13 protein-coding genes and 1 tRNA gene are annotated in these 12,696 nt (G+C 58.4%); 3 read left to right on the top strand and 11 right to left on the bottom strand.

The window, feature by feature from the left end:
* Position 1: 1 nt before the first annotated feature.
* The 3 genes from HNQ99_RS01445 to HNQ99_RS01435 form a co-directional block, all read right to left on the bottom strand.
* The gene (locus tag HNQ99_RS01445) at positions 2–1,009 is read right to left on the bottom strand and encodes a glycosyltransferase family 2 protein (RefSeq protein ID WP_184474026.1); all 1,008 of its coding nucleotides are present in this window, start codon (positions 1,007–1,009) and stop codon (positions 2–4) included.
* A gap of 179 nt (positions 1,010–1,188) precedes the next feature.
* Positions 1,189–2,748 (bottom strand): trigger factor, encoded by a 1,560-nt coding sequence (gene tig, locus HNQ99_RS01440; protein WP_184473849.1) that lies wholly within the window; start codon positions 2,746–2,748, stop codon positions 1,189–1,191.
* A gap of 71 nt (positions 2,749–2,819) precedes the next feature.
* Positions 2,820–2,904 (bottom strand) — tRNA-Leu (locus tag HNQ99_RS01435).
* Positions 2,905–3,023: 119 nt separating this feature from the next.
* Between HNQ99_RS01435 and HNQ99_RS01430 the strand changes: the two genes are divergently transcribed.
* Entirely contained in the window at positions 3,024–3,206 is a 183-nt protein-coding gene (locus tag HNQ99_RS01430) for a hypothetical protein (protein WP_184473848.1), read from the top strand.
* A gap of 7 nt (positions 3,207–3,213) precedes the next feature.
* Here the strand turns inward: HNQ99_RS01430 and HNQ99_RS01425 are convergent, their stop codons facing one another.
* The 8 genes from HNQ99_RS01425 to HNQ99_RS01390 form a co-directional block, all read right to left on the bottom strand.
* Positions 3,214–3,951: a hypothetical protein gene (locus tag HNQ99_RS01425; RefSeq protein WP_184473847.1), complete on the bottom strand. Its 738-nt coding sequence runs from the start codon at positions 3,949–3,951 to the stop codon at positions 3,214–3,216.
* On the bottom strand, positions 3,948–4,415 hold the full coding sequence (locus HNQ99_RS01420; protein ID WP_184473846.1) for a hypothetical protein: 468 nt from the start codon (positions 4,413–4,415) through the stop codon (positions 3,948–3,950). Before HNQ99_RS01420 ends, HNQ99_RS01425 begins: the two co-directional genes overlap by 4 nt.
* Positions 4,416–4,496: 81 nt before the next feature.
* Positions 4,497–5,999, bottom strand: coding sequence for an Asp-tRNA(Asn)/Glu-tRNA(Gln) amidotransferase subunit GatB (gene gatB, locus HNQ99_RS01415; RefSeq protein WP_184473845.1), 1,503 nt, complete (start codon positions 5,997–5,999; stop codon positions 4,497–4,499).
* Positions 5,992–6,387 carry a hypothetical protein gene (locus tag HNQ99_RS01410; RefSeq protein WP_184473844.1) on the bottom strand — a complete coding sequence of 132 codons (396 nt, stop codon included), beginning with the start codon at positions 6,385–6,387 and terminating at the stop codon, positions 5,992–5,994. The genes gatB and HNQ99_RS01410 overlap by 8 nt, the downstream gene beginning before the upstream one ends.
* Before the next feature lie 23 nt (positions 6,388–6,410).
* Positions 6,411–7,892, bottom strand: a complete 1,482-nt coding sequence (gene gatA, locus HNQ99_RS01405) for an Asp-tRNA(Asn)/Glu-tRNA(Gln) amidotransferase subunit GatA (RefSeq protein WP_184473843.1) — start codon at positions 7,890–7,892, stop codon at positions 6,411–6,413.
* Complete coding sequence (gatC, locus tag HNQ99_RS01400; RefSeq protein WP_184473842.1) at positions 7,892–8,179, bottom strand: Asp-tRNA(Asn)/Glu-tRNA(Gln) amidotransferase subunit GatC; 288 nt, start codon at positions 8,177–8,179, stop codon at positions 7,892–7,894. Before gatC ends, gatA begins: the two co-directional genes overlap by 1 nt.
* Before the next feature lie 44 nt (positions 8,180–8,223).
* Entirely contained in the window at positions 8,224–9,981 is a 1,758-nt protein-coding gene (locus tag HNQ99_RS01395) for a DUF4153 domain-containing protein (protein WP_184473841.1), read from the bottom strand.
* Positions 9,982–10,089: 108 nt separating this feature from the next.
* The gene (locus tag HNQ99_RS01390) at positions 10,090–10,767 is read right to left on the bottom strand and encodes a CDP-alcohol phosphatidyltransferase family protein (RefSeq protein WP_184473840.1); all 678 of its coding nucleotides are present in this window, start codon (positions 10,765–10,767) and stop codon (positions 10,090–10,092) included.
* 246 nt (positions 10,768–11,013) lie between these two features.
* Here HNQ99_RS01390 and HNQ99_RS01385 point away from each other — a divergent pair, with 246 nt between their 5' ends.
* Together HNQ99_RS01385 and ruvX are read left to right on the top strand one after the other, a co-directional pair.
* Complete coding sequence (locus HNQ99_RS01385) at positions 11,014–12,120, top strand: DUF3089 domain-containing protein (RefSeq protein WP_184473839.1); 1,107 nt, start codon at positions 11,014–11,016, stop codon at positions 12,118–12,120.
* Entirely contained in the window at positions 12,117–12,575 is a 459-nt protein-coding gene (gene ruvX / locus HNQ99_RS01380) for a Holliday junction resolvase RuvX (protein ID WP_184474025.1), read from the top strand. Before HNQ99_RS01385 ends, ruvX begins: the two co-directional genes overlap by 4 nt.
* Positions 12,576–12,696 lie beyond the last annotated feature (121 nt).

Below are 12,696 nucleotides of genomic sequence, written 5' to 3'. Positions count from 1 at the left end.
TTTATCGATGTGCCGCCCCTACATCGGAGCAAATTGCCGAAGCTTCAAGAGGGCTTGCCTGCGAAGGCGCAGGAAAGGCGAGATAGGCGAGCCGCTTCATTTCTCGCCTGCCCCGCACCACTGTATCCAGGATAAGACCGCACATTCCGTTAAGAACAGCCACAATTACCAGTCCGGTGGCTAGAATGGCAGTGGGAAAGCGGGGCACCAGCCCGGTTTCGATGTAGGTGAAAAGCAAGGGCGAAGCGAGAATTAGCGCCGCGAGGATTAAAATCCCGGCTACCCACCCGAAAAACCAGATCGGCTGTTCTACCCGGAAGAGAGTGAAGATAGTCCGCAGGATACGCCAGCCGTCGCGATAGGTATGCAACTTGCTGACCGATCCCGTTGGCCGGGCGGCATAGTCCGTAACTCTCTCCGCGACCGGCATACGAAGTTCCAACGCGTGTACGCTCATCTCAGTCTCGATCTCAAAGCCGGATGAAAGCACTGGGAAACTCTTGACGAACCGGCGGGAAAAGACGCGGTAGCCGGAAAGAATATCTGTGAAGCTGCGGCCAAAAAGATAGCGCAACAGCCCTGTCAGCAGTCGGTTACCCAAACGATGGCCACGGCGATAGGCAGCCTCGATTTCCGATTTGCGAGCGCCGACCACCATGTCCAGATTGTCGCGCAGCATATCGGCGACCATTGCGGGCGCAGACGCGGCATCATAAGTCGCGTCGCCATCGGCCATGATATAAATATCAGCTTCCACATCCGCGAACATGCGACGGACCACATGGCCCTTCCCCTGTTGACGGACGCTGCGCACTATAGCTCCGGCGTGTGCGGCGATCTCCGGGGAACTGTCGGTACTATTGTTATCATAGACGTAGATGGTGGCGGTCGGCAGCGCCGTGGCGAAGGCCTGCACTGTCTGCGCAATGGCCTTGGCCTCATTATAGCAGGGAAGGAGGACCGCAATGCGGAGAGTGACGGGAAGCGAAACAGGGTCGGCAGCTGTCATCAGAGGTGACTGATACCGGAACATGGGAATCCTTCCGTAAGAACCACCGTGCTCCTGCCAAAGCAGGAGCCCAGCGTCGCCGGCGCTGCGCGAAAGGTCCTGGGCTCCTGCTTTCGCAGGAGCACCACATCACTTGAGCAACCGGGATCCACGATTATTCGTCGCCCCCATGTTTCCCTTCACTCGCTGTCAGCGGCCTTCTTGGCGGGCTTTTTCTTTGCCGCAGGCTTCTCACCCGCATCTTCAGCGTCGGCGGCGACCTTCTTCGGAGCAGCCTTTTTCGCAGGCTTTGCCTCAGCGGCCGGGGCGTCTTCAGCGGCTTCCTTTTTCTTGGCAGCGGCCTTCTTGGCCTTGGGCTTTTCCTCATGAGCGTGGTCATGGCCGCAGCCTGGACCATGAACATGCCCCTCTTCATCCGCCTCAATGGCCGTTTCCAGTTCCTCACGGCTCACGGCACGCTCGGTGATCTCAGCCTTGTCGAACAGGAAATCGACAACCTTGTCCTCATAGAGGGGCGCGCGCAGCTGAGCCGCAGCCATCGGCTCTTGCTGGACATACTGGATGAAGCGCTCGCGGTCCTTCGGGTTATATTGCTGCGCGGCCTGCATGATCAGGCGGTTCATTTCCTGCTGGCTGACCTCAACCCCATTGGCCTGGCCGATTTCGGAAAGCAGCAGCCCCAGGCGAACGCGACGCACCGCGATGGTCCGATATTCTTCCCGGTCCTTTTCCATTTCGGCACGAGCGGCCTCGGGGTCTTCCTCATGCGTCGCTTCATGCTCAAGCTGACGCCAAATCTGCTCGAACTCAGCCTCGACCATGCTGGGCGGCACCTCAAAGTCATGCGAGGCAGCAAGCTGATCGAGCAGCTTGCGCTTCATATAGGTGCGGGTGAGGTTGTTATGCTCCTGCTCAATCTGGTTCTTGAACAGATTGCGCAGCTGTTCCAGGCTCTCAAGCCCCAACGTCTTGGCAAATTCGTCGTCGATCGCCGCTTCGGATGGGATTTTCACTTCCTTGATCTTAAGGTCGAAGGTCGCTGCCTTCCCCTTCAGATTCTCGGCGTTATAGTCGTCAGGGAAAGTGACATTGATCGTCTTGTCTTCGCCAGCCTTCGCGCCGATCAGTTGATCCTCAAAACCCGGAATGAGGTTGCCCGACCCGATGACGATCGACATGTCCTCGCCAGTGCCGCCTTCAAACGCGACGCCATCGACCTTGCCAACGAAATCCATGAGGATCTGATCGCCGTCCTTGGCCACATGGCCCTCTGGCGCATCTTCATAGCGCTTCTGGTTCGAAGCGAAGCGGTTGACCGCCTCGTCCACCTGCTCTTCGTTGACTTCAGCGATCAGGCGCTCAAGCTTCAGTCCCTCGATGGATGGCGCGGGGACGTCCGGGAGCACTTCCAGCTCAACCTTGATCTCCGCATCCTTGCCGTTCTCATAGCCCTCGCCCAGTTCCACGGAAGGCTGCATGGCCGGCCGCAGCTTGTTATCGGCGAGCAGCTTCTGCACGCCTTCCTGGATCGAATTGTTGAGGGCGTCACGCCGAAGGGATTCACCGTGCATTTTGCGGATGAGGTTGGCAGGCACCTTACCTGGACGGAAGCCGGGCATCCGCACTTGCGGCGCAATGGTCTTCACTTCCTTTTCAACGCGTGCGTCGATGTCCTTGGCAGTGATGGTCAGGGTATAGGCGCGCTTCAGCCCCTCGTTCAACGTTTCGACAGTCTGCATCTTTTTTACTCTAACGCTTTCTAAAGCTTGAATTTGGCTGGCGTGGCCAGTGCGCGAGCTAACGGCGAAACTGGTGCGGGCGAAGGGACTTGAACCCCCACATCTTTCGATACCAGAACCTAAATCTGGCGCGTCTACCAGTTTCGCCACGCCCGCATCGGTCGCCGGTTGGCGCGGCATAGATCAGATGCGAGCCAAGGGCAAGGGCTGGCGGCGAACGACCTCAGGAACCTACGCGGCAGGCATATATTATGTTTTAAAAGGAGAGTTCGCCAATGGCCACCAACCCCGAAATTCCGCAGCCAGACCGCATCGAGCCCCAGTCGCCGCCCGAAACCCCGCCCGACAGCCCGCCGAGCGAGACGCCGTTCCAGGAACCCCCGGAGATCGCGCCGGAGAAACCGGATTACGACAAGCCCGACCGGGGGCCAATCGAAACGCCGCCTCCGCCGGATTGACGCTAAGTCATTGTGAGCCGTTAGATAGCGTATCCGCGCTTACTGTTTGCGGGCTTGCACCGGGCCGGCTGGAACGACCTCCAAAACGATTGACCAAACCCCCAAGATAGTTTCCGAACTTGTGATTAGGAGCAAATTGGACAGCCGTTACCGAACGACCCGCCAAAACTGACGGCATCGCAATATCACTCACTCCTCGCTTATGCCAATCGATGCGGACCGGACGCTGCTCCTTGGGCGCGAAAGAACCAAAAAGCATAGCGCCTATGAGACCTGCCGCCCTGCTCTTGGGCTTTTCTCCTTCAGCCCAATCAATAGAAGGCTTCATCACCCCCAAATCAACAATTTGACCGGGAGCAATCGCAAACGACATACTTCCCAGAGAAAATGCTGTGCCGTTTGCACCCTCAACAATCCAAGTGTCAGGAACAACTTTTACAAGATAAAGGCGAGCGGCCTTACTCTTCATAACTGGCTTTTTCGAAAGAGTCACTCGCACGTCGTCTCCGGCGGGAGGGGCGGTTTCGGGCGAAAGATGGCCGCCCCGGATATCAGCCCTGATGGGGTCATAGCGGGCGAACGTCAGGACGCCGGGCGCTTTCGTTCCTTTCATGAACGCATCATCAAGGTTCTGAACTTCCACCAAAATATATGCTCCCAGGGGATCGATGGGCGCTTCTTTTGCTGCCACGGGAGCAGCCATCATTACGAGAAGTGAAAATAAAGAAATTAACCGACGCATCATTCGACTATCCTCTTTCCTACGGGCAGACCGGCAGTCGCCAATGCGAAGTAATGTTCCACACGATCTTCTATTCTACTCAGCTTTTCTATGTTCTTCACTACAAGTTTATCAACAGCGTATCGTAAGTATCCCTTGTCCGCCATGCATGTTCGTTCGACCGTATTGGTGGTTTTTCTAACAGCAGAACCTGACATCAGGCCGGTAAACAAACCTGCCAGACCGGCGGCAATGGCGTTTTGGCCAGCGGTAAGATTGCTGTTACGCGGCATGTAATATGTGGAGGGCAGACCCGCGCCTTTGGCTGTCACACCTCCGGACAGGCGATCACATTCTGAACGGTCCGCGACATATTCGTCACGCGAGACATTTGGCTTGTAAAAATAATAATATTCTCTGGCGAGTGCTGCCGAATTCCCAGTTGCAAAGAGAATTGTCGCCGACCCAATTGCTATCGTTCTACGCATGCACTCCCCCAATGCATCGTTTGCATCAGGCTATTTCATGGGCAAAAAGTCATAAATATGCAAGATTAAGGCATAGACCTATCAACCCAATGCCTTCTTCAACAATTCATTCACGACCTTCGGATTGGCCTTGCCGCCCATCGCCTTCATCGTCTGCCCGACGAAGAAGCCGAACAAAGCTTCCTTGCCGCCGCGATACTGTTCGACCATGTCGGCGTTGGCGGAAAGGACGCCTGCGATCACTTCTTCGATAGCGCCTGTGTCGGAGGTCTGCTTGAGACCCTTTTCTTCGACAATCTTTTCCGGACTGTCGCCGGTTTCCAGCATGATTTCGAACACCTGCTTGGCAAGTGTGCCGGAAAGGGTGCCATCAGCCACCAGCGCCAACAGTTCAGCCCCCTGCTGGGGACTGACAGGGCTGTCGTCCAGCGTCTTGCCGAGGCGGTTCAATGCGCCGAACAGTTCGGAGAGCAGCCAGTTGGCGGAGGCTTTCGCTACTTCGCCCTCGCTCTTCTTCTGGATGCGTGCGCCTTCGGCCAGAAGTGCCTCGAACCAGCGGGCGGTTTCGGCTTCTGCGGTCAGGACAGCTGCGTTGTAGGAGGTGAGGCCGAGTTCCGTTTCATAGCGGCGGCGCTTGGCATCAGGAAGTTCCGGAAGCGACTTGCGGCATTCGGCGAGAAAATCCTCGTCCAATTCCAGGGGCAACAGGTCGGGATCGGGAAAATAGCGGTAATCATGCGCGTCTTCCTTTGACCGCATGGACCGGGTTTCGCTCTTGTCGGGATCGAAGAGACGGGTTTCCTGGACAATCTTGCCGCCCGATTCCAGCACATCGACTTGGCGGTTCGCTTCATATTCTATGGCCTGCATGACGAAGCGGACCGAGTTGACATTCTTCGTCTCTGTGCGGGTGCCGAGTTCTTCCCCGGGCTTACGAACCGACACGTTGACGTCGGCGCGCATGGAACCTTCCTCCATATTGCCGTCACATGAGCCGACATAGCGCAGGATCGCGCGAAGCTTGCGCAGGTAGGCGCCCGCCTCCTGCGGAGAACGCATATCGGGACGGCTGACGATCTCCATCAGTGCTACGCCCGAGCGGTTGAGATCGACATAGGACCGCGTCGGATGCTGATCATGCATCAGCTTGCCCGCGTCCTGTTCGACATGGATACGCTCTATGCCGATGCGCTTGGTCGGGCTGTCCGGATCCTTTTCGTCCAGCGTCACTTCGATCTCGCCTTCGCCCACCAGCGGATGGTAGAGCTGGCTGATCTGATATCCTTGCGGAAGGTCGGCGTAGAAATAATTCTTCCGGTCGAAGCGCGACCACTGATTGATGACCGCATTGATCGCCATGCCGGTGCGAACGGCCTGCCGGATGCATTCGCGGTTGGGAACGGGCAGCATGCCCGGCATGGCGGCATCGACCAGGCTCACCTGGCTGTTGGGCTCCGCACCGAAGGCTGTGGCCGCGCCGGAGAAGAGCTTCGCCTGGCTGGTCACCTGGGCATGCACTTCAAGGCCGATCACGACCTCCCACTCGCCGGTTGCGCCCTGGATTCGGTAGGTTGACTCAGTCATAAATTTTGATCCATCGACGGAATATCAGAGGTATCAAGCCTATTAGAGGAGCGGTCAGCCAAGCCAAACCAATCACCCCCATTATGGTCATCGGATAGCCTAACTCACGGCAGGTCAGCACATAAGCGGCACCGCCCGTCATCAACGCGGTCGCGCTCGCAACCGTAAATTTCGTTGTCGATATGCCTCGAATAAGCGCGATACCCAACGACCTGAGGCTCAGCCCAACAAAACCTATTTCAACAAGCAACGCTCCAATTCTGATCACCCTGTCAAAATCCGGAGGTGATTGAGCCAGTTGCACTCCAAGATAAGCACTTAAGAAAGCCCCGAAGGTTAGATTAACGAAGTCAAAAACCCGCTCCGCCTCCTGAGCTTCAAAGGCCATATCATCGCCTTGATGCCTCCCCCTCACCACCACTTCCCCGGCCGCGCGGTGAAATTCGCTCGTTCCTCTATCGCGAAGCCTGCATTCAGCACCCCCTGCTCATCCAGGGGCTTGCCGATGATTTGGAGACCCAGCGGCAAGCCCTGCGCGTCGAGGCCGCCAGGCACCGACATCGCCGGGAGGCCGGCCAGCGAAGCAGGAACGGTGAAGACGTCGTTCAAATACATCGCCAGCGGGTCGGCCTGCTTTTCTCCCAACGCGAAGGCCGCGCTGGGGGCAGTGGGGGTCAGCAGCAGGTCACAGCTTTCCCACACCTTTTCGAAATCGCGGGCGATCAAGGTGCGGACTTTCTGTGCCTGTGTGTAATAGGCGTCGTAGAAACCGGCACTGAGCACATAGGTGCCGATCATGATTCTGCGCTTCACCTCCGCGCCAAAACCGGCAGCGCGGGTGGCGGCGTACATGTCCTGCAGACCCGCTCCTTCTGGAAGTTCACGATGTCCGTAGCGGACACCATCATAGCGTGCGAGGTTGGACGACGCCTCTGCGGGAGCGATGATATAATAGGTCGGCAACGCGTATTGGGTGTGAGGCAAGGAGACCTCGACGATCTCCGCTCCCGCATCCTTCAGGAACGCGATACCCTGCTCCCAGAGCGCCTCGATCTCGGCAGGCATGCCAGCGACGCGATACTCTTTGGGTATGCCAACGCGCTTACCCTTCAGGTCACTGGAAAGGCCGGCTTCCCATTGCGGTACCGGCAGGTCGAGCGAGGTCGCGTCACGCGGGTCGAAGCCCGCCATATTTTCCAACATGATTGCGCAATCGCGCACATCGCGGGCCATTGGCCCTGCCTGATCGAGCGAGCTGGCGAAAGCGACGATGCCCCAGCGCGAGCAACGGCCGTATGTCGGCTTGATACCGGAAATGCCCGTGAAGGCTGCCGGCTGCCGGATGGAGCCGCCCGTGTCGGTGCCGGTCGCCGCTGGGCAGAGACGCGCGGAAATTGCCGAAGAACTGCCGCCGGAAGAGCCGCCGGGAGCCAGGTCGGCGTTGCCGCCGTCGGCGCGGCGCCAGGGCGAAATCACATTTCCGAAATAGCTCGTCTCATTGGAGGAGCCCATCGCGAACTGATCGAGATTGAGCTTCCCGAGCATCCCGGCCCCGGCCTCGAACAAATGGCGGGAAACGGTAGATTCATAAGTGGGAACGAAACCTTCCAGAATATGGCTGGCGGCGGTTGTCTGGACACCCTGTGTGCAGAAAAGGTCCTTCATGCCGATAGGAACGCCAGATAACGGCAGCAGCTTTCCGTCGGTCCGCGCCTTATCCGCGGCATCGGCGGCGGCAAGCGCGTGATCCGGTGTTTCGACGATAAAGGCATTCAAGGCCCTGGCGGCTGCGACATTGGCATTGAACGCCTCCGCTACTTCGCGCGCGGTAAAGTCGCCCTTGCGGAAGCCATCGCGGATGCTGGCGACGGTGAGATCGGTGAAGTCGGTCATTATTCGATCACCTTGGGCACGGCAAAGAAGCCATGTTCAGCTTGCGGCGCGTTGGCGAGCACCTTTTCGCGGACATTGCCGTCAGTCACGATATCCTCTCGCAGATACAGCTTCTTGGGAATAACGGCGGTCATCGGCTCTACGCCAGTGACGTCTACCTCCCCAAGCTGTTCCACCCAGCCAAGGATATTGTTGAGTTCGGGCACCAGCGCATCGGCCTCGGCATCACTGATCGCGAGGCGAGCGAGGCTGGCGATTTTCTTGACGGTTGCATGATCGACAGACATGTCCAGCCGCTAGCACCCGCTCAGCATTGCTTCAAGCCGCTTTCCTATTCAAAGGGCTGACCGGCGGCTTTCCCATCAATGAAAAGCTGGCGGCGCCGGACCGGGCGGATGTCCACCTTGCCCTGCCTTATGGCTTCCGCAATGGCTTGGCGCTCCGCTTCGCTTGGAGAAGCCTGGCGCGCGGAAATGACTGGCCAGACCGCAACGGGTCCACTGCCCTGTTGCTCCTGCCACCGACCATTGAGCGCATAGATAGGCCGCACCATTGGGTCGCAATTGTCGCAAGGCGTGGTGATCAACACCGCGCTGCTTTCGCTAGGGCGGTACAGCAGAACGCAGCTTTGGGAAGGTCCGCACATGTCACTGCCTGAAAGGCGTGTCTGAAGGTCTTCCGGTAACGCCACCTTTGCCGGCAGGATGGTCAGCCTGCGGTCGAGCGTTTCGGCGGCGATGCGGCGCTGGTCAAGCTCCGTCGCGTCCCACCGATATTTGGCCTGCTGAATCTCCTTCGCACGTTTGCGGATTTCAGCGTTGCCGCTTTTTGCGAGGTCCCGCACGGCCTGCTTTCCGGTTGGACCAAAGTCGAACCAGAGAGCCGCCCAGTCGAAGCGGCCCAGCGGCGTCCGCCCATCTTTCAGCCGCGCAACCTGGTCCCGGGTGGAGAGCGCCCCAAAACTCAAGAGCGGCGTCGAAAGTATGAACGCTATGCCGCAGAGCAGGATCGCCAGCACCAAATTCGCCCTTCGAAGAGGCATGGCCCAGCCCGCGCGCTTCCATGCCAACGCAACCGCATAGGCAACGCCGAACGCCATGGCGATGGCGGTAAACACCACCGCCCACAATCTGTCGGGAGTGAGGCCATATTGGCCGATCCGGAGCCCGGTCGATATCGCCGCAATCACGGCGAGTGGCAAAATCGTCGCGCCCAGAGCCATCGCGCCCCAGCGCAACGCGGGCAACTTTGCCTCATCTTCGGTCGAATCGCCGATCACGGCATTGATAAGCAGAATGGCGGCACTGATTGTGGAAAGAAGAATGGGCGTCGTGGAGCGGGTCGCATCCCATAGCGGCGTCAATCCGGTGAACGGAAGGGCTAGAACGAACAGCAACAATCCAGCGCCCAATATCGGGGCCAGCACCGAAAATATGGTCATCGCTACCCGTTGAAGCATGGCAAGCATTCGGTCGCGGTCCCGCAGCAGTCCAATGCCCGCGCCGAGTGCTGCTCCCAACAGGCCCATGATGAACCAATCCTCGCGAAGCGCCTCTCTCAGGAATGTGATGCCGATCAATTGGAACAGTTCTGAAAGGAGCAACGCCAGCAACATGACGATGCCGGCAAAGGCCCAGGCCAGAAACCACAGGACCACGGTAGTCCAAGCGCGATCATGCACAGACGCGTAGGGAAAGGCTGTTCGCCAATCGAACGCACCCTCCGACCGTTCACGCCAGGACTGGAACAGTGGCGCGGCGATGGCGACCGCAATAGCCGCACAAAGGAGCCGCCAGCCATTGGCGGCGTACCAGTCGTCAGGGCCACCATTCCAATAAATGACGGAGGATACGACCAGAGCGGCCAACAGGGAAAAAGTCGCCGTCGAACGCCATTCCCGGCGCTCCAGCGTAAAGCCGAACACCGTCACTCCAGTGCCGATGAGGGTCGCGAGCGCAAGGCGGAAACTGTCCGGGGGCGATCCCGCGACGCTGTCTCCCAGCCAGTGAACGACGATCCCTGCGACACCGCCCAGCAGAAAGAGGAGCCATGTCCTGAAAGCCCAGCCCTGCTGATCATCGACTTCCATATCATGCCCTCCCCAATCCGCTGCACAAGATGTTAGGGTGTAGAGTGGCAATCCGCAAACGCCAGAAAACTTGAGCTTCCTGCATAGGGATTGCCGCCGCCAGAGGATTCAGCTCTCCCTGGAAGCAAGCCGCCGGGCCGTCACAAGCGTTTGAGTGAGGAAAAGCAGGATGAATATTATTCCGACGGACCCGACAAAGAGATCGAAGCCCGAAGCCGGAGCGAACAGGGCCGGTGCCGGGCCAAAGGCCATCATAGCCAAGGTCAGCGTTATAAGGACCAGCCTGAGCTCGGTAGGTCCCGCGGCGAGATAGGAAAGCTTCAGTTCGCCCATTACACGGGCAGCAAGATAGGCGTGAACGGAAAGCAGCAAGTAGCCCGCAAGCGCGATCAGAGCGACGTCCAGCCTTATATATGGACTAAACCCCATTCCAACGAGGATGAGCAGCGTTGTAATGCCGTCACAACTATGATCGATAAAATAGCCAAAGGATGGCCGTTCAACATGACGATACCGTGCCAGGCTTCCATCCATGGAATCGCCGAACCATTGCACGACATAACCGCCGATCGCCAGCCAAAGCCAGCCTACAGCAAAGCTGCTTGCCGCATAGCCGGCGAATATCGCCACCGCCCCCACGACACCGATGGTGGTAAGATGATCCGGCTTAACCCACAGGGGCATTCGGCTGCACAACCACAGTAAAAGCCTGCGTTCCGAGGCGGCCAAAAGATTTGCCTGAATTCGGGTTATCGGCTTGGGAGAATGTCCGGTCTGTTCTGTCATGGCGCCTTATCTAGGGTCCGCGCCTGTTAGGCAACACTTGCCCGGTGCTTAATTGATAATCGCGGTTGGCGTTGACGACGGGGCAGTTATTCGCAAAGGCTGCAAGCGAGGGACAACATCACTCAAATAAGTTAACCGGCAAGCTGTTGTTCACCCAATCCCCTTGCATGACAAACGGCATCCGTGCTTGGAAGACGGAAGCCGTGCCCCGACCCTGTCAGTTACATTGCGTTATCGGAGAGCCATTTGGCCCGCAAATTTCTTTATCTGGTAGCCATATTGATCATGCTCGTGGTGGCTGGCGCCTTTGCCTATCGGATATGGGGCGAGCAGCTGATGACCGCCGCCATGGTTCCCTCCGCTGACTATGTTCCATTGAAGCGCTTGCGGCAGAATGCCTATGAGTCGCCGCGCATGTGGTATGCGCGGCCGGACATTGCGCACGATAATCCGGCGCTTTGGACGCCCCATGGCGTTGAAGCTGGTAAGGCAGGATCCGCGGCGATATTCTTCATTCACCCGACATCCTATCTGGAACGGGAAAGCTGGAACGCACCGCTGGACGATGTTGAAGCCTCGGATCGTGCTAAACTGTTCATCCAGAGTCAGGCCAGTGCATTCAACAATGCCGGTGAGATCTGGGCCCCGCGTTACCGCCAGGCGACCTTCGGCGCCTTCCTGACCGGCAAGGTGGAGGCAAAGCGGGCATTGTCGGCCGCCTATATCGATGTCCTTTCCGCCTTTGACGAGTTTCTGGCCCGCAATCCCCAGCGGCCACTGATCCTTGCCGGGCATAGCCAGGGCGCACTGCATCTCGTCCGGCTGTTGCGGGAGCGTGTCGCCGGAACCCCCATCGCCAGCAGAGTGGTCGCCGCCTATGTGGTTGGCTGGCCGATTTCTGTCGAAAATGACTTGCCTGACCTGGGGATGCCGGCTTGTGGCGACAAGGCGGAAACGGGTTGCATCTTGAGCTGGCAAAGCTTTGCCGAACCAGCCGATCCGGCCGCTATTCAGACGATTTACGATACAAGCGTCGGTTTCAATGGCAAATCGCGGAAGGGCACCCACATGCTTTGCACCAACCCGTTGACCGGCGCGCCGGACAGCGAGGCGGCCGCAAATCTGAACCTTGGCACACTAATCCCCGATGAGGAGATGAGCGGCGCTGCGCTAATTCAAGCGGCTGTTCCCGCCCGTTGCGACGCACAAGGCTATTTGCTGATAGGGGATCCGCCAGAGCTTGGCCCCTATGTGCTGCCCGGCAACAATTACCATGTTTATGATTATGCGCTTTTCTGGGCGAATGTCCGGGCAGATGCGAATGAAAGGCTAAAGTCATTTCTGACGCGCTGATCACCGCCGACAGAACGCAGTTCCGCGCGGCGCTGCCCTCGGGCGGGCGATTGATCGGCCTGGATGTAGGCACGAAGACTATCGGCCTGGCGCTGTGCGATGCCGGCTGGTCTATCGCCAGCCCGGCCCACACCCTCACACGGACGAAATTCACCAAGGACAAGGCTGCGCTGGCCAAATTTATGGGGGAGCAGCAGGTGAAAGGGATCGTCGTCGGACTACCCTTCAACCTGGACGGAAGCGAATCGCCTCGAAGCCAGTCCAGCAGGGCCTTCGCCAGAAATATGACGGATCTGGGCCTTCCCATATTGCTGTGGGACGAGCGCTGGTCGACGCAGGCGGTGACGCGGACGCTGATCGATGCCGACGCCAGCCGAGGACGCCGGGGCGAGTTGGTCGACAAGCTGGCCGCGAGCTACATCCTGCAGGGGGCAATCGACGCGCTATGCAGCTGATGGAGTGATCGCTCCACTTTGCATCAAAATTGGCTGAGAGAAATCAGGGATCTGGAAAGATCACGCGCCCTTGTTTTCCCGGCGCTATCGCCAGGGCCAGGTTCGAAATGACATCAAATGT

The organism is Rhizorhapis suberifaciens (assembly GCF_014200045.1).
In the GTDB taxonomy this organism is placed as follows: Bacteria; Pseudomonadota; Alphaproteobacteria; order Sphingomonadales; family Sphingomonadaceae; genus Rhizorhapis; species Rhizorhapis suberifaciens.
Note: the sequence above shows the minus strand (reverse complement) of the source record. Positions and strands in the feature narration are given on the sequence as shown.